The 15,267-nt window shown below is 63.6% G+C and carries 16 protein-coding genes; 5 read left to right on the top strand and 11 right to left on the bottom strand.

The window, feature by feature from the left end; genetic code table 11:
* Nucleotides 1-464 precede the first annotated feature (464 nt).
* From ABNX08_RS35875 to ABNX08_RS35840, 8 genes are all read right to left on the bottom strand, one after another.
* Nucleotides 465-1,967 (bottom strand): tripartite tricarboxylate transporter permease, encoded by a 1,503-nt coding sequence (locus ABNX08_RS35875; RefSeq protein WP_022540105.1) that lies wholly within the window; start codon nucleotides 1,965-1,967, stop codon nucleotides 465-467.
* 10 nt (nucleotides 1,968-1,977) lie between these two features.
* Nucleotides 1,978-2,484 carry a tripartite tricarboxylate transporter TctB family protein gene (locus ABNX08_RS35870; protein ID WP_022540104.1) on the bottom strand — a complete coding sequence of 169 codons (507 nt, stop codon included), beginning with the start codon at nucleotides 2,482-2,484 and terminating at the stop codon, nucleotides 1,978-1,980.
* A 61-nt stretch (nucleotides 2,485-2,545) separates the two neighbouring features.
* Nucleotides 2,546-3,547 (bottom strand): tripartite tricarboxylate transporter substrate binding protein, encoded by a 1,002-nt coding sequence (locus ABNX08_RS35865; protein WP_022540103.1) that lies wholly within the window; start codon nucleotides 3,545-3,547, stop codon nucleotides 2,546-2,548.
* 103 nt (nucleotides 3,548-3,650) lie between these two features.
* Nucleotides 3,651-4,793, bottom strand: a complete 1,143-nt coding sequence (locus ABNX08_RS35860) for a DSD1 family PLP-dependent enzyme (RefSeq protein ID WP_041682368.1) — start codon at nucleotides 4,791-4,793, stop codon at nucleotides 3,651-3,653.
* Between the two features lie 4 nt (nucleotides 4,794-4,797).
* The gene (locus ABNX08_RS35855) at nucleotides 4,798-7,830 is read right to left on the bottom strand and encodes an FAD-binding and (Fe-S)-binding domain-containing protein (protein ID WP_022540101.1); all 3,033 of its coding nucleotides are present in this window, start codon (nucleotides 7,828-7,830) and stop codon (nucleotides 4,798-4,800) included.
* Between the two features lie 49 nt (nucleotides 7,831-7,879).
* Nucleotides 7,880-8,014 carry a hypothetical protein gene (locus ABNX08_RS35850; protein ID WP_022540100.1) on the bottom strand — a complete coding sequence of 45 codons (135 nt, stop codon included), beginning with the start codon at nucleotides 8,012-8,014 and terminating at the stop codon, nucleotides 7,880-7,882.
* An 8-nt stretch (nucleotides 8,015-8,022) separates the two neighbouring features.
* Nucleotides 8,023-8,229 (bottom strand): hypothetical protein, encoded by a 207-nt coding sequence (locus tag ABNX08_RS35845; RefSeq protein ID WP_374063788.1) that lies wholly within the window; start codon nucleotides 8,227-8,229, stop codon nucleotides 8,023-8,025.
* 86 nt (nucleotides 8,230-8,315) lie between these two features.
* Nucleotides 8,316-9,536 carry an alanine--glyoxylate aminotransferase family protein gene (locus ABNX08_RS35840; protein ID WP_022540099.1) on the bottom strand — a complete coding sequence of 407 codons (1,221 nt, stop codon included), beginning with the start codon at nucleotides 9,534-9,536 and terminating at the stop codon, nucleotides 8,316-8,318.
* A gap of 170 nt (nucleotides 9,537-9,706) precedes the next feature.
* Here ABNX08_RS35840 and ABNX08_RS35835 point away from each other — a divergent pair, with 170 nt between their 5' ends.
* A complete protein-coding gene (locus tag ABNX08_RS35835; RefSeq protein ID WP_022540098.1) occupies nucleotides 9,707-10,438 on the top strand; it encodes a GntR family transcriptional regulator in 732 nt (243 codons plus the stop codon).
* Between the two features lie 273 nt (nucleotides 10,439-10,711).
* Here ABNX08_RS35835 and ABNX08_RS35830 read toward each other — a convergent pair whose 3' ends face one another.
* Entirely contained in the window at nucleotides 10,712-10,915 is a 204-nt protein-coding gene (locus tag ABNX08_RS35830; RefSeq protein WP_022540097.1) for a hypothetical protein, read from the bottom strand.
* A 32-nt stretch (nucleotides 10,916-10,947) separates the two neighbouring features.
* Between ABNX08_RS35830 and ABNX08_RS35825 the strand changes: the two genes are divergently transcribed.
* On the top strand, nucleotides 10,948-11,469 hold the full coding sequence (locus ABNX08_RS35825) for a DUF1643 domain-containing protein (protein ID WP_022540096.1): 522 nt from the start codon (nucleotides 10,948-10,950) through the stop codon (nucleotides 11,467-11,469).
* 223 nt (nucleotides 11,470-11,692) lie between these two features.
* On the opposite strand, the gene ABNX08_RS35820 is transcribed toward ABNX08_RS35825, so the two are convergent.
* On the bottom strand, nucleotides 11,693-11,944 hold the full coding sequence (locus tag ABNX08_RS35820; protein ID WP_022540095.1) for a hypothetical protein: 252 nt from the start codon (nucleotides 11,942-11,944) through the stop codon (nucleotides 11,693-11,695).
* 155 nt (nucleotides 11,945-12,099) lie between these two features.
* Between ABNX08_RS35820 and ABNX08_RS35815 the strand changes: the two genes are divergently transcribed.
* Nucleotides 12,100-12,333: a hypothetical protein gene (locus tag ABNX08_RS35815; protein ID WP_349604928.1), complete on the top strand. Its 234-nt coding sequence runs from the start codon at nucleotides 12,100-12,102 to the stop codon at nucleotides 12,331-12,333.
* A 199-nt stretch (nucleotides 12,334-12,532) separates the two neighbouring features.
* Here the strand turns inward: ABNX08_RS35815 and ABNX08_RS35810 are convergent, their stop codons facing one another.
* Complete coding sequence (locus ABNX08_RS35810; RefSeq protein WP_022540094.1) at nucleotides 12,533-12,841, bottom strand: H-NS family nucleoid-associated regulatory protein; 309 nt, start codon at nucleotides 12,839-12,841, stop codon at nucleotides 12,533-12,535.
* Between the two features lie 1,091 nt (nucleotides 12,842-13,932).
* On the opposite strand from ABNX08_RS35810, the gene ABNX08_RS35805 reads away from it, so the two are divergent.
* Both ABNX08_RS35805 and ABNX08_RS35800 read left to right on the top strand, forming a co-directional pair.
* Complete coding sequence (locus ABNX08_RS35805; protein ID WP_022540093.1) at nucleotides 13,933-14,133, top strand: hypothetical protein; 201 nt, start codon at nucleotides 13,933-13,935, stop codon at nucleotides 14,131-14,133.
* 639 nt (nucleotides 14,134-14,772) lie between these two features.
* Nucleotides 14,773-15,081 (top strand): EthD family reductase, encoded by a 309-nt coding sequence (locus tag ABNX08_RS35800; protein WP_022540092.1) that lies wholly within the window; start codon nucleotides 14,773-14,775, stop codon nucleotides 15,079-15,081.
* Nucleotides 15,082-15,267 lie beyond the last annotated feature (186 nt).

The following is a 15,267-nucleotide window of genomic DNA, read 5'->3' as shown; positions in this document are numbered from 1 at the left end:
GACCCGGTAGCTCATATCCCCAGCTCGTTTCGGCGATCTCCGCCTGGGAAATCGCCATGCTGGTGGAACGCAAAAAGCAACGGCACCGTCACCAATGGCCTTTGGCCCAAAGCGTCGCCCAGCAGTGCAACTGCCCCCCCGGCGATCGTGCTGCTGCATCAGCTGCTGGCGCCAACTCAGAAAGTCATTTTGTCAGTACCGCTTACCATAGCTGCCGCAACTCAAGGGCTCTCATGATAATGCACGCCTCTCCGGATATGGCCGCTCCCGGCGCGCCGAGCGCTGGCCTGCCCACGTTGGCGCCAGGGAGACACAAAACATCGTAGGTGCGCGTTCGCGACTGGCGCAAGCGACATTTGCTGCCACATCGACGGCATGGCCCGAAAAAAATGCCCGCGCATGCGATCCATGCGCGGGCAACACAAGCTCATTCACCGGTCAGGTCGCCTGACTCTCCCCAGGACTCAAGCCGGCCGCCTGGCCCGCGCACGCATGCGCAGGTCGCTCACCAGCGGCCACACGAGCACGAAGAGCGCCAGGCTCATGATCGTTCCCACCAGGCCGTTCGACCAGAAGATGCCAATCTCGCCGGACGACACCAGCATGGTCTGGCGGAACGCGTCTTCCGCGCGGTCGCCAAGGACCAGGGCCAGCACCATTGGCGCAAGCGGATAGTCGAGCTTCTTCAGGATGTAGCCCACGACGCCGAAAATCAGCATCAGCCAGACGTCGAACAGTGCACCGTTGACCGTATAGGCGCCGATCGCGCAGATCACCAGGATCAGCGGCGCGATGATCGAGAACGGAATGCGCAGGATCGCCGCAAAGAGCGGCACCGTGGACAGCACGACGATCAGCCCGACGATATTGCCCAGGTACATGCTGGCGATCAGGCCCCAGACGAATGGCCCTTGCTCGGCGAACAGCAGCGGGCCCGGTTGCAGACCCCAGATCATCAGTCCGCCCAGCAGGACCGCGGCGGTAGCCGAGCCCGGGATGCCCAGTGCCAGCATCGGCAGCAGCGCGCTGGTGCCGGCGGCGTGCGCGGCGGTTTCGGGCGCCACCACGCCTTCGACGTTGCCCTTGCCGAACGAATCGGGATCCTTTGCCATGCGCTTGGCCACGCCATAGCCCATGAACGAAGCCGCCGTGGCGCCGCCCGGGGTGATGCCGAGCCAGCAGCCAATCACCGATGACCGGATCACGGTCATCCAGTATCGCGGCAGCTCGGCCCAGGTCTTCAGCACCACCTTCAGGTCGATACGCGCCTGCTTGCCGCGGAAGGCAACGCCTTCTTCCATGGTCATCAAGATCTCGCTGATGCCAAAGAGCCCGATCACGGCCACCAGGAAGTCGAATCCGCGCAGCATCTCGGTGGAGCCGAACGTCATGCGCAGCGTACCGGACACGGTATCCATGCCCACCGCCGCAAGCACAAAGCCCAGGCACATCGCGATCAGGATCTTCGGCTTGGACTCCTTGCCCATGCCGACGAAGCTGCAGAACGTCAGCAGGTACACCGCGAAGAACTCCGGCGGGCCGAAGCGCAGGGCGAACTTCGCCACCATCGGCGCCAGGAAGGTAATCAGCAGCACCCCGGCCAGCGCGCCCAGGCAGGAGCCGGTGAAGGCCGAGGTCAGGGCCTTGCCGGCTTCGCCACGCTGCGCCATCGGATAGCCGTCGAAGGTCGTGGCCACCGACCACGCCTCGCCCGGGATATTGAAGAGGATCGAGGTGATCGCCCCGCCGAACAATGCGCCCCAGTAGATGCAGGACAGCATGATGATGGCGGACACCGGATCCATCGAGAACGTCAGTGGTAGCAGGATCGCCACGCCGTTCGGGCCGCCCAGCCCGGGCAGCACGCCCACCACGATACCCAGCAGGATGCCGACGAACATCAGGCCGACGTTCTGCCAGGACAGGGCGACAGCGAATCCGCCCATCAATGCATTCATTTCATCCATTGCCTGCTCCTTAGTAGCCCAGTGCAGCCTCGAGGGGCCCCTTGGGTAGCGGCACACGGAACTGGATCTCGAAGATCCAGAAAAGCATGACGTTGATGCCGACGCCGATCAGCAAGGCCTTAAGCCAGCTCGACTTACCGACCCAGACCATGAACCCGACGATGAAGATCGCCGACGCCACGTAGATGCCCAGCAGGCCGATCATGCCGACGTACACCGTCAGCGGCCCCAGGATGACGCTGACCTGGCGCAGCTGCTGCCACGTGGCGAAGACCGCCTCGCCATCCGTGCGCAAGGCTTGCACGGCAACCAGCACGCTGCAGATCAGCACGATGATCCCGACGCGCATCGGGAAATAGCCGGCCTCCGGACCGTCCGGTGCCCACCCCGCCCCGATACTGTAGTTGCTCCAGATCACCACGAGCGCGCTCGCCAGCAGGCATAGCGCAACCACCAATTCCACTGCTTTCACCGAGATGCCGCCGCCCGCGTGCACCTCCACCTGGTGTGAATCCATGTTTTTCCCCCACGTACTTTAGGCCACCGGCTCCGCCGCATGCGGCGGAGCCTCGCGAATGTCAGCGCGATGCGACGAAGCCAGCCTCTTTGATGATGTCCCGGTGCACGTTCTCGTCCTTCGCCAGGAAGTCGGTGAGTGCCTTGCCTGTCAGGAATTCGTTCTTCAACGCATTCTTCTCCAGGTATTCCTTCCATTCAGGCGTTGCGACGATTTTCTGCATCAGGTCGACGTAGTACTTCTGCTGCTCGGGGGTGACGCCGCCCGGCAGCATGAAGACGCGCAGCATCTGGTATTGCACGTCGAGGCCCTGCTCCTTGCAAGTCGGCACGTCGTGCCAGCTCTCGGTCTGCGTGACCTTGACGCTGTAGGCCATGCGCTCCGGGGCAAACACGCACAGCGCCCGGTGCTCGCCGGCGCGCCACTGGCCGATCGATTCCGAGGGGTTGTTCACGTTCGCGTCGATGTGCTGGCCGGAGAGCTGCGTCGCCGCTTCGCCGCCGCCCTTGTACGGCACGTAGATAAACCTGGTGCCGGTCTTCTTCTGGATCAGCGAGCTGATGATCTGGTCTTCACGCTTGGAGCTGGTACCGCCGACCTTGATCTTGCCGGCGTTCGCCTTGGAGGCGTCGATGAACTGGGCCACGGACTTGTACGGTGCCGCGGCATTGGTCCATAGCACGAACTCGTCCTGGGCGACCATCGCCACCGGCGTGAGGTCGCGCCAGCTGAACGGCAGGTGGCTGACCATCGGCACCGTATAGAGCGCCGACGAGGTCACCAGCAGCTTGTGCGGATTGCCCTGCGAAGCCTTGGTATCCATCAGCCCTTCGGCCCCGCTCGCGCCGGCCTTGTTCAGCACGATCACCGGCTGGCTCATCAGCTTGTGCTTGGCGATGATGCCCTGGATCGACCGGGCCATCTGGTCCGACGCGCCGCCTGCGCTGAATGGCACCACGATCTCGACCGGCTTGGCCGGTTCCCAGGCCCAGGCGCTGGCACTGAGGCAGGCCGTGGCGCCAACCACCGCCGCGAGGGTCTTCCTGACGATCTTGCGTTGCATTCTTTGTCTCCTTTGGCTTAACTACTCGGTTCCGCTTGATTGCGGCTTTTCTATGGATCTGGCGCAGGCCTCGCGCCACGGGTCAGCGACTGCAAATCCTGCGTCAGCGGCTCAGGCCACGCGCTTCGATCTCCCACAAGTCAACGACATGCCCGGCACGAAAGCACACGTACTGCGCATGCAGGTTCGCGGTCGGGTCGCAGTGGCCGGGAACGAGCATCAGTTTGTTGCCAAGCCATTCCTGGCTGTCTCCGTTCAGCACTTCGAAGACGCCGTGTTCATCGTTGGCCGCCACATAGCGCAGCCAACCGCTGCTGTCCCGGGACCACAGGCGTGGCAGGCCGGAGTCCACGGCGACCGACTTCAGCCCAGCGTCGCAGACCACCACGCCGGGCCGCGCGGTGCTCATGACGGTGGCTGACAGGAAGAGGCTGTGCCTTGGCTGGAAGCGCCCGAGCCACTCGCTGGCGCCGTAGTGCCCGTCCAGGAACAGGTATGTCCCCGGCTGGATCTCGGTATAGACACCGCTCTGGCTATCGAACTCCGCCGTGCCCGTGCCGCCGCCGGTGACCACCGGGCACGGGATGCCCCGCGCCCCAAGATGCCGCACGTAGCCGCCAACCACTTCCGCCGCGCGCTGCGCGCCCTGCCTGCGCTGCGCCCAGACCGGCACATGCTGCGCGCCGCCGTGGTACGCCTGCAGGCCGCCGAAACGCAGCGAGGGCGCTTCGCCGATGGCATCAGCCAGCCGGGTGAGCGCGTCGGTGCTGTTCACGCCGCAGCGGCGGTGGCCCACGTCGACCTCCGGCAGCACGGTGATGCGCACACCGCCTGCCTGCGCAGCAGCGGCCATCGCGCGCACCTGCCGCACGTCATCCACGCAGAGGCTCAAGTCCACGTGCCGGGCCAGCTCCACGGCCATGGCGAGCTTGTCCGCGCCCACCAACTCATTGCTGATGTGGATGCCCGGTATGCCGGCGGCCGCGAACGGATAGGCCTCGCTCAGCTTCTGGCAGCAGATGCCCACGGCACCTGCCGCGAGCTGCCGCTTCGCGATGGCGACGGACTTGTGTGCCTTGGCATGGGGACGCAAAGCGACGCCGCCGGCGTCGGCAAGGGCCTGCATTTGCGCCAGGTTATGGTCGAAGGCATCGAGGTCGACAAGCAGTGCCGGCGAGCCCACGTCCTCCAGGCGGTCGCCGATGCTTGCCGCCGCGGGCGGCCGCAACCGCGCACGATCGCGCATGGCCTCAGGCACGGCGGCTTCCGGCAAGGGCCATCTCCAGCACGCGCGCCACGTGCATGGCCTCGGTGTCGGCGCCATCCAGGATCTGGTGCCGGCAACTGGTGCCGTCCGCAACCACGATCGCATCGGCCGCGCGTTTGCGCACCGCGGGCAGCAGCGACAACTCAGCCATGGCCTTCGATGCCTCGAAATGCTCGGCTTCGTAGCCGAAGCTGCCGGCCATGCCGCAACAGGAGGATTCGACGGGCGACACCTTCAGGCCCGGAATCCATCCCAGCACGGTCTGCACCGGCGTGAAGGCATCGAAGGCCTTCTGGTGGCAGTGCCCGTGCACCACCGCTTCGGTGGCCTGCAGCGGCTGCAAGGGCAGCTCCAGGCGGCCCGCATCGCGCTCCCGCACCAGGAACTCCTCGAACAGAAGGGCCAGGCTGGCTAGCTGCCTGGCCTCTTCACCATAGCCATAGCTGAGGAATTCATCGCGCAACGACAGCAGGCAGGATGGCTCCAGCCCGACCACCGGAACGCCACGCGCCACGAACGGGCGGAACGCGTCGAGCATGCGCCGCGCCTCTTCCTTGGCCTGGTCGATCAGGCCCGCCGCCAGGAAGGTACGGCCACAGCAAAGCGGCCGTTCGCCTTCACGGGTGTTGAAGTGCACGGTATAGCCGGCGGCTTCCAGCACCGCCTGCGCGGCGCGCGCGTTGTCAGGCTCCAGGTAGTTGCTGAAGGTATCGACAAAGAGCAGCACTTCCCGGCCGCCCGCCTTCTTGCCAGCGCTGAGGCCGGCTGACAGGAAGGGCTTGCTGAAACGCGGCAGCGACCGCTCCGCGGCAAAGCCCATCGCGCGCTTCATCCAGCCAGAGACCCCGGGAATGCCGTCGGCCAGCGCCAGCAGGCCCGACACGCGGCTGGCGATGGGCGCGTAGCGCGGCATGAACGCCACCATGCGCTCGCGCAGGCTGATGCCGTGCTGCTTCGCCCAGGCATGGCGCGCCTCGATCTTGAACTTCGCCATATCGACGCCGGTCGGGCAGTCGCGCTTGCAGCCCTTGCACGAGACGCACAGGTCCAGCACTTCCTTTACTTCCGGACTGGCGAGCCCTTCCGGCCCGAGCTGGCCGGACACCGCCAGCCGCAGCGTGTTGGCGCGACCCCGCGTCACGTGCTGCTCGTCCTTGGTCACGCGATAGCTCGGGCACATGGTGCCGGCATCGAACTTGCGGCAGTGGCCGTTGTTGTTGCACATCTCCACCGCCGATGCCAGGCCGTGCGTGGCCCTGTCGGTGCCGGTCCCGGGCGCCGTCTCCTCGCCCGTCATCGGATCGCGCCGGACGTTCCACGTGGACCAGTCAAGCGCGGGCGCGAGCGACAGCGCGGCATAGCCCGGAGCAAAGCGGAAGTTCTCGCGCGCATCCATCCTGGGCGGCCGGACGATCTTGTCCGGATTGAACCGGTTGTCGGGATCGAAGAGCGCCTTGATCTCGCTGAAGGCGGCGTTGATGCGCGGGCCATACTGCCATGCCACCCATTCGCCGCGGCACAGGCCATCGCCGTGCTCGCCAGAGTAGGCACCCTTGTACTCGCGCACCAGTTCGGCCGCCTCTTCGGCGATCTCGCGCATGCGCACCGCACCGTCGCGCCGCATGTCCAGGATCGGGCGCACGTGCAGCGTGCCAACGCTGGCGTGGGCGTACCAGGTGCCCTCGGTTTCGTGCTTGTGGAAAACTTCCGTCAGCCGCCGGGTGTACTCGGCCAGGTGCTCCAGCGGCACGGCGCAGTCCTCGATGAACGACACCGGCTTGCCGTCGCCCTTCATGCTCATCATGATGTTGAGCCCGGCCTTGCGCACGTCCCACAGCGCTTTCTGCGCCTTGGCATCCGGCATCTTGACCACCGAATCCGGCAGGCCCAGGTCGCTCATCAGTTCGGCAAGCTGCTCGAGCTGCTTGCGCAGCGCCTGCAGGTCTTCGCCGGCGAACTCCACCAGCAGGATGGCCTGGGGATCGCCGGCCAGCGCCTGCTCGACCACGGGCCGGAACGCCGGGTTCTCCATCGACAGGTCGATCATGGTGCGGTCGACCAGTTCCACTGCGACCGGACGCAGCTTGACGATGTGCTGCGTCATGTCCATCGCCTGGTAGAAGGTCGGGAAGTTCACCACGCCCAGCACCTTGTGCGCCGGCAGCGGCGAGAGCTTCAGCGTGATCTGGCGGCTGTAGGCCAGCGTGCCTTCCGAACCCACCAGGATATGCGACAGGTTGGCATGACCGTCGTCGGTATAGGCCAGCGGGTTCTGGCAGTCGAACAGGTCGATGTTGTAGCCGGCCACGCGGCGCAGCACCTTGGGCATGCGCTCGGCAATCTCGTCGCGCTCGCGCCTGGCGATGCGTTTGAGCCCGCGCAGGATGCCTTCCGCGCGCCCGGCCGCCACCGGCCTGGCCAGCGAGCCAAAGTGGCATTCGCTGCCATCGGCCAGCACCGCATCGATGGCCAGCACGTTGTGCACCATGTTGCCGTAGGCGATCGAGCGCGAACCGCACGAGTTGTTGCCGGTCATGCCGCCGATGGTGCATTGGGCACCGGTGGACACGTCGACCGGGAACCACAGGCCATGCGGCTTGAGCCACGCATTGAGGTGGTCGAGCACGATGCCCGGCTCCACGGTGACTGTGCGGGCCGAGGCGTCGAACGCGATGACGTTGTTGAGCCACTTGCTGTTGTCGATCACCAGCGCTTCACCCACGGTCTGGCCGCACTGGCTGGTGCCGGCGCCGCGCGCCAGCACTGGTACCCGCTGGTCGCGGGCGATATCGAGCGCGCGCAGCAGGTCAGCCTGGTCGCGCGGGACCACCACGCCGATCGGCATGATCTGGTAGATCGACGCGTCGGTGGCATAGCGCCCCCGGCCAGCCCTGTCGAACAGCACATCGCCGCGCAGCTCCTTGCGCAGCAGCGCGGACAGCGGCGAGGTGGCGCGGCTCTGCGAAGGCACCAAGTGGATCGGCTTGACCAGCAGGGAGGAGGAAGATGTGTTCATGGGGTTCAAACAAGCGTTTTTTCTGCATGCCCGCGACGCGGCAGCGGCTTTACTCAAGGTTCAACTCGACCGGCGGCAGTCCGGCGATGCGCCGATCGGCGCGGCCCAGATGCCGATACCCGTCAAGCGGCAGCCACGTCGGCGTGAAATAGACGCAGTCCTCCGGCAACGGCGCGCGTTGCATCGGCGCAGTCAGGGACTTGGCGCCGACCTTCCAGCCGCCGATGGCCCGCCGCGCAAGGACACGACGCGCGCCTGCACGTCATAGGCCTGCGCCACGCTGGCAGGCGCGGCTCCGGCTGGCAGCCCGGCAAAGCTGAGGCCGGCCGTCCACGCGGAAACAAGGGATTGGGCCAGGTCGGGCTGGCGGGCAGGGTTGTGCCGGACGGTCGTGTTCATGGTCGGGCTGGCAATTCGATTTGACGTGCTGTCTGGGTGAAAGGCCGGCGGCGAGGCGGTCGGCGCCAGGCCTTTCTGTTCGCCGCTCAGGCCGCGGCCTTGAGGATCGGCGTGTCGGCGTGCGATGCCAGGTATTCCATTGCCGCCGCGACGCCATTGCCGGCGACAGGGACGCCGGCCAGCTTGAGCCCCATCTCGCAACCGGCGAGGGTTGCCATCAGGGTCAGGTCGTTGCAATCGCCGAGATGGCCGATGCGGAACATGCGGCCGCGCATCTTGCCAAGTGCCTGGCCGAGCGACATGTCGAAGCGCTCGTAGATGACCTTGCGGACCGCATCGGCATCGACGCCGTCCGGCATCATCACGCCGGTCAGCACCGGGCTGTACACGGACGGATCCGCGCACTGGATCTCCAGTCCCCATGCGCGCACCGCGCGGCGTGTGGCTTCAGCCAGGCGCTGGTGGCGGGCGAAGACGTTCTCCAGGCCCTCGCCCAGGATCATGTCGAGCGCCTCGGACAGTCCGTAGAGCAGGTTCGTGTTCGGGGTGTACGGCCAGTAACCGTTCTTGTTGGCCTCGAGGATCTCCGCCCAGCCCCAGAACGCGCGCGGCAGCCTGGCCGTCTGGCTGGCGGCAATCGCCTTGGGCGAGAGCGCGTTGAAGCTGATCCCCGGCGGCAGCATCAGGCCCTTCTGCGAGCCCGAAACGGTGACATCCACGCCCCACTCATCGTGCCGGTAATCGGCCGAAGCCAGCCCGGAGATCGTGTCCACCAGCAGCAGCGCCGGGTGGCCGGCGGCGTCGATGGCCCTGCGCACCGAAGCGATATCCGAGGTCACACCCGTCGAGGTCTCGTTGTGCACCACGCACACCGCCTTGATGGCATGGCCGGTGTCCTGGCGCAGACGGGCTTCGATGATGTCTGCCTGCACACCCCGGCGCCACCCTTCGATACCCGGCAGGCCCAGGAACTCCGGCTTCAGGCCCAGCGCTTCGGCCATCTTCTTCCACAGGGTCGCGAAGTGACCCGTTTCAAACATCAGGACGTGATCGCCGGGGCTGAGCGTATTGGTCAACGCGGCTTCCCAGGCACCCGTGCCCGAGGCCGGATAGATGATCACCGGGTGCTGGGTCTTGAAGATCTTCTTGATGTCGGCCAGCACCCTGCGGCCCAGCGCGCCGAACTCCGGGCCGCGGTGGTCGATGGTCGGATAGCTCATCGCACGCAGGATCCGGTCCGGCACCGGGCTCGGTCCGGGGATCTGCAGGAAGTGGCGGCCAGCGGGGTGGAAGTCGAGATGGATCATGGAAGTAGCGCCTCCTTGTTGAATAATGAATTTTGAATTCAATCTACTATAGCAGCCGGACTTAGCAGGTAAAAGCCGAAATTTTGCTCCAATTCTTGGTATTTACCCCGATATTTAGCGAAGAAAGGAAGGTGCAATAGAATCGCTACAAACCGCAAAGAGGATATTGAATGCAAAATTCATGCTACATGGGCGAGATCGACACGCCCGAGCCCGCCCCCGCGCTGCCGAGACTGGCCCGCCCAAGACTGCATGACGCAGTGGTCGAGCACCTGCGCAAGTTCGTGGTGGAAGGCATCCTTGCCCCCGGCACCAAGCTGAATGAACGTGAGTTATGTGAACGGCTGGGTATTTCCCGCACACCCTTGCGAGAGGCGTTCAAGGTGCTTGCGGCAGAGGGCCTGGTCGACCTGTCCCCCAACCGCGGCGCGAGCATTTCACGCATGAGCGAGTCAGAAGTGTGGGAGAACTTCGAGCTGATGAGCGGCCTGGAAGCCTTCTCGGGCGAACTAGCCTGCGAGCGCATCTCGCCCACCGAGCTGGCGGAGATCAAGGCCTTGCACTACGCGATGCTGGTCTGCCGCGCACAGAACGACCTGCCTGGGTACTACAGCCGCAACCAGCAGATCCACGACCGCATCAACGAAGCGGCGCGCAATTCAGCGTTGCGGCAGACCTATCAGTCGATCAATCGACGCCTGCACGCCATGCGCCTGCGTTCCAACCAGCAAAGCGGCAAGTGGGACCAGGCGATCGACGATCATGAAGACATGATCAAGGCGCTGGAGGCGCGGGACGGGAAACGGTTGGCGTCGATCTTGAAGCGGCACCTGCTGGAGAAGCGGGATGCGTTGCTGCCGCTGCTGGTGTCCGGGGATGGCACGCGGACCAAGCCCGCGTGAGTTATTCGGGTCATCTGGGATGGCCGTGGCGGCACGGGCCTCAGCCCGCAATCGTCACGCCACACTCCTGTGCCAGGCAACGAGCCTCTCCACGTCGGCCTGCCCGGGTGCTACCACCTCGTCGATCCGGGCAAACAAACGCGATGCCCGTCCACCCTGGCTGGAGACCGATACCATTTCTCCGCCGCCGGATCCAACGCGGAAGTAATCCACTGTGCCCGCGGGCACGTGAAAGGCCAATCCGCGGGTGTGGGTGGTGGAATTTCGGAGGGTTCAGCCGTGATCGTCAACCCAGGCCTTCGCCCAAGCGATCCCGGCTGCGGTAGCACGCTCAAACGAGGGGTAATACCCCAAGGGATCAGAGCCTTCCACGACGCGACCAGCCTTTTCAACTGCACCGGCTGCCTCGAAGGATCCATCGCCAAGCTGCTTTGCAAAGCCGCGGACGGTGTATCCCTGGTAGCTTTCAATTGTCATGACGACCTCCGATCTGGAAGGGAAATCGTAGCATGAAGCATCTGACCACCCAGACACTCGATGGCGAGGCCGGCTGCATCGTCTCGGACTGCGAGCAGTACCGGTACCGGCTCTGGCGCGAGTGGGACTGCAGCCGCCCGGCCCTGGGCTTCATCATGCTGAACCCGTCGACCGCTGACCATCAGGTCAACGACCCGACGATCACCCGGTGCCTGCAGCGCGCGCTGGCTGGCAAGTACGGCCGGCTGGAGGTGGTCAACCTGTTCCCGTTGCGCTCTACCGATCCGGACGGCCTGCTGACACATCCGGAGCCGATCGGGCACGAGGACACCGCCAACTGCGCCGTCATGGATACGCTGGACCGTTGCTCACTCGTGATCTGCGCCTGGGGCGCCCACAAGGCGGCGCCGGCGCGTGCAGCAGAGGTGCTGCGGATGATCCGCATGCGCGGGCGAGGAAAGCTGCTCTATCACCTCGGCCTGAACAAGGACGGCAGTCCAAAGCACCCGCTCTACATCGCGGCCAGCACGCGGCCACAACGTTTCACCGCATGACCGAAGCAGCAGCACGCATCATCGAATTGACCCGGTGACATTGGCTTGCATCTCGTACAGTTGCTTCGGAAGCCATCGTGACTACCATGCCTGCGCCTGCGGCACCATCAGGACGCAAAAAAAATGCTCTAAGCAGCATCCAGCTGCGAAATGTGCTTCTTCGATTATTTTGCTCTGCGGCGTCGCAGGGGGGAACTGCACACTGGTTAGGATTGCTGCGAGTTCAGGACTCCATACACCGGGCACGCGGCGCCTCGTCAGCACTCCCAGCGTCTTCGGAAATATGCCGATTCTGCGGGCGGCTGTGCATGGCCTCGCACCGGATCAACAACGTTGGCGTGCGATCCTTCTCAGCGTCGGCAATGCCAGCTTCAGCCGAGACCCACAGATAGACTTGCCGGGAGACAATGGCGACGATCACAATGATGGCGCTGACGCTGAAGGTTCGAACTGCAATCTGGAGGTATTGCGCCATGGCGAAATTGCATCTAAAGCATGAGGCGATTTGCAGTGAGACTACGCGAGGATGTCTCGTGACGGAGTCACGCCGTTGCAGGGTTGACACAATCCGTTCCGCCGCGGCGGGTTGGATGGTGCGTTGAGTTATACCGCCTTGCGGTGCTGAAGAGAATGTCCCGAAAATCGATCACGGCTTTACCGAACGGCCACTACTGGGCCACGCCACACGCGCCCTTTCCGCTGGACGGTCCAAACGGCCATGATGAGGTCTTCCCCGGAGCCAAATGCATCAGCGATGGCAAATGGGTAACCTTTTATAAGGACGGGGAAGAAGTATGGGCGTGCAATGCCATGTACGCAGCAGCACATTTCGACTTTGAACCCATTCCGATGTTCGTCTACTGACGGCTGAGGATGATGCTGTCTGGCAGGCCCAGAGACTTTTTGGGACGATATACTCTCCGCCCTACCCTTGGCGTTTGCATGTGCGGAGTTTCGTCGGGACCTCTCTTACTTCGCTTCGCTTGCAAAAAAACCCCGCCGCTATGCGTGCCGGGGTTCGGATATAGCATTCTGGTTGGGCCTCAGTAACGCCCGCCGAAGCTCACTCCTCAGCAATCAAGAACCTGTTCGGATTCTTTCCAAGCCACGCCGGTGCCCGACCGCGACCTGACCAGGTCTTACCCGTTTTGGGGTCCCGATACTTCGGAGGCAGTTCGGATTTTGGCATTGCGGCACCGCTGCCGGTCGGACGGCCGCGACGGCGTTTAGTGATGTCGTCAACCGTCAGGTCATACTCAGCCATCCAGGTTTGAATCTGCTCGATAACGCCGGCGACTTCGTTGGCACGCGCCTCGTGCAGTTGCGCCTCGAGTGCTTCTTTTTGTGCAATGAGTTCCTTGTATGAAGGCATGCTGTGTCTTCCTTTGGGTAACGAACATTGAGATTCATAATAGTGTATACACTACTCGAATGCACAACGGAGCTTGAGTGTGCGCTACGTTTAGGTATCAGGCGCATCCAGTCCGCCACTCTAGCGCTTCAGTAGAAACTTGGTGTGCCGTGAACCCTTTAGTTGCTTAGTGCAGTGGATAAGGCAAGAGCATTGGCCGGTTTCAAGCGCTACGCGGGATCGCAAACGAAGCGCATAACGCCGTCAAATTAGCACAGGTCGTCAACCAGCTTCGCCCCAATCGGGTTCGGCAGTCGTATCTTGAGACGTAACTCCGGACCTATCCGCGCATTGGTCTGATGAGGCACCAATATAAGTAAGGCGTCAGGGCTGGGGGTGAGGCATGCCACGCGGATTTCAGTGGTTAAGACTTGCATCCCCCACGAGGGACATCGGCCGCGCTTCGGGGCCAATAGCCGTGAGCATGTTCTAGTCATCTTTCCGAAGAGACGGAGAACAGGGAGAGAAATTAGAGGCGGGGCCGCATAAGATCAAGTGCACCCCCGTCATCTCGGATGGTCAGAACTAGGGATTACCGGTGCCCATCGTAAATGCAACCTCACTCTCGGCTGGGAGATCTATGGCGAGCAAGCCGTGGGTTGGGCTCGCACAGCTGCAGCCCGGCAGCCTATGGCGAAATCAGGCCAGGGCGCTCATTGCCGCGACGGAACTGGCGCGGCGCAATTCAGTGCAGCCTTGCGTCGCTTCAGCGGCTGTCCCGCCCGTGGCCGCCCTCGGCCAAAACAGCAGATCAGTCGTCACGAGAATGTTTGGCCTGGTATGCCTGTTCCGCTCCCGCGGCGCCACGCAATTCTGCCAGTAGCCTCGCGTCAACCAACCTTCCGGTACTCAGGCGTTGCTTCACTCTGCTGCATTGCCGCATATATCGGGCTTGATGCCGGCGACAAAGGAGTCTATTGTGGCCGTTCGGTGTACGCTCCCAGCGCTCCTCGCACCGATGCACCCATTGCCGTCGTCACGGTCCACTGTGGAATCGGGCTCGGGGCAGCAGTCGTAGTTCGCTTTTTCCAACCACGACAAAGGAGACCGACATGCTAAGCCCCCATGAAATCGCCGCGCTATTGCTGCTTGGCGACGCGCAGGATATCGACGACCTCGAGCCCGAGCAATTGGACACCTTGTTGGTTCACAAGCTGGTCACGCTGGAGCATGGTCATGATAGCGGCGATGCCTACCCCCGCCTGACAAGTCAGGGGCATTCCATGCTCGAAGCCGTGCGCCGCATTCGGTAAGAGTCAGCCAGCTTGTGCCGAAGACCAAACGGAGCGTCGCTCGCCACAGCGGCCGTAATATCTGTGGCTAGCACGACAATCCCATACCAGGGTGAGCGAGCTTGCACGAACCCAGCTCGCGCCCTCGTAAGCAAAATACCAAATACTGGCCGGTGTGCAGGGCAACGGGCGGGCTGCTAGCCGGTTGCATCGATGGCTGTACTGATCAATCGCTTGTAGGGCGTCTCTCCCGGCGTCGTTGGGCCACACCTTACACACCGCGCGGGACGGCAACCTGCAGGGCTTGCCAGGCCTGCTCAAAAGGCCTCAGTCGTCCCGACGTTGCTGATAAGGTATTCCTCGTTCGGTCCTGCGCGTGTGCCAACGTTAAGCTGAGCAATACTGCATGATCGGGATCTGGTAGTTGTCGCGGAAGCGGCGGTCAGGCGAATGGACGTGACGCCGTTGCGTTCCACAGCGCGTGCCCCAAGCCATGCCCCTGTCAAGCGACGCCGGAACCCGCTGCGAACCACGGTTTTGTACCGTTATGCATCGAGCGCACTGGACGATGCGTGTCCTGACAGAAATGGGGTTCACACGCTGTAGGGTAGATGCTCTAGCAAGCTCAGGCTCTACTCACTCACGTTTGGAGAAATCGCGATGGCAAAGCTAGTGGTGCTATACAAGAAGCCTGCGGACACGGCAGCCTTCGATTCATATTACTTCTCGACCCATGTTCCGATCGCCAAGAAGATCCCCGGCCTGCGACGCTACGAGGTCAGCAGCGGTCCGGTTGCAAGCCCGGGCGGCGATTCGCCGTTTCACCTGGTTGCGGTGCTGAGCTTCGATTCGCCGGTGGCGCTCCAGCAGGCAATGGCTTCGCCCGAGGGTGCCGCAGCAGCAGCTGACGTGGCCAATTTTGCCCAAGCCGGCGTTGACATGCTCATATTCGACACGAAGGAAGTTTAGGCCGGCGGATCACTGCCCATTTTCTTTGAGAAGGGGATATGCCCGCTATCACAAGGGCCATGGCAGGCGCCCGGGAGTTGTCGCCACACCGATTACCCAACAGGGATACAGCCCGGGACTGTCAATCGACAGCTCCCGAACGCTGTGTCGAAAGACCAGCCGATGGTGACCCTTGCAGGCTAGTGG

It is taken from the genome of Cupriavidus sp. DF5525 (assembly GCF_040149425.2).
In the GTDB taxonomy this organism is placed as follows: Bacteria; Pseudomonadota; Gammaproteobacteria; order Burkholderiales; family Burkholderiaceae; genus Cupriavidus; species Cupriavidus pickettii_A.
This window is presented reverse-complemented; position numbering and strand designations above follow the sequence as displayed.

What these genes read in the sequence shown, in the direction of transcription:
- ABNX08_RS35875 (WP_022540105.1), bottom strand. Translation starts at nt 1,967, where the DNA reads ATGGATGAAATGAATGCATTGATGGGCGGATTCGCTGTCGCCCTGTCC.
- ABNX08_RS35870 (WP_022540104.1), bottom strand. Translation starts at nt 2,484, where the DNA reads ATGGATTCACACCAGGTGGAGGTGCACGCGGGCGGCGGCATCTCGGTG.
- ABNX08_RS35865 (WP_022540103.1), bottom strand. Translation starts at nt 3,547, where the DNA reads ATGCAACGCAAGATCGTCAGGAAGACCCTCGCGGCGGTGGTTGGCGCC.
- ABNX08_RS35860 (WP_041682368.1), bottom strand. Translation starts at nt 4,793, where the DNA reads ATGCGCGATCGTGCGCGGTTGCGGCCGCCCGCGGCGGCAAGCATCGGC.
- ABNX08_RS35855 (WP_022540101.1), bottom strand. Translation starts at nt 7,830, where the DNA reads ATGAACACATCTTCCTCCTCCCTGCTGGTCAAGCCGATCCACTTGGTG.
- ABNX08_RS35850 (WP_022540100.1), bottom strand. Translation starts at nt 8,014, where the DNA reads ATGCAACGCGCGCCGTTGCCGGAGGACTGCGTCTATTTCACGCCGACG.
- ABNX08_RS35845 (WP_374063788.1), bottom strand. Translation starts at nt 8,229, where the DNA reads ATGAACACGACCGTCCGGCACAACCCTGCCCGCCAGCCCGACCTGGCC.
- ABNX08_RS35840 (WP_022540099.1), bottom strand. Translation starts at nt 9,536, where the DNA reads ATGATCCATCTCGACTTCCACCCCGCTGGCCGCCACTTCCTGCAGATC.
- ABNX08_RS35835 (WP_022540098.1), top strand. Translation starts at nt 9,707, where the DNA reads ATGCAAAATTCATGCTACATGGGCGAGATCGACACGCCCGAGCCCGCC.
- ABNX08_RS35830 (WP_022540097.1), bottom strand. Translation starts at nt 10,915, where the DNA reads ATGACAATTGAAAGCTACCAGGGATACACCGTCCGCGGCTTTGCAAAG.
- ABNX08_RS35825 (WP_022540096.1), top strand. Translation starts at nt 10,948, where the DNA reads ATGAAGCATCTGACCACCCAGACACTCGATGGCGAGGCCGGCTGCATC.
- ABNX08_RS35820 (WP_022540095.1), bottom strand. Translation starts at nt 11,944, where the DNA reads ATGGCGCAATACCTCCAGATTGCAGTTCGAACCTTCAGCGTCAGCGCC.
- ABNX08_RS35815 (WP_349604928.1), top strand. Translation starts at nt 12,100, where the DNA reads ATGTCCCGAAAATCGATCACGGCTTTACCGAACGGCCACTACTGGGCC.
- ABNX08_RS35810 (WP_022540094.1), bottom strand. Translation starts at nt 12,841, where the DNA reads ATGCCTTCATACAAGGAACTCATTGCACAAAAAGAAGCACTCGAGGCG.
- ABNX08_RS35805 (WP_022540093.1), top strand. Translation starts at nt 13,933, where the DNA reads ATGCTAAGCCCCCATGAAATCGCCGCGCTATTGCTGCTTGGCGACGCG.
- ABNX08_RS35800 (WP_022540092.1), top strand. Translation starts at nt 14,773, where the DNA reads ATGGCAAAGCTAGTGGTGCTATACAAGAAGCCTGCGGACACGGCAGCC.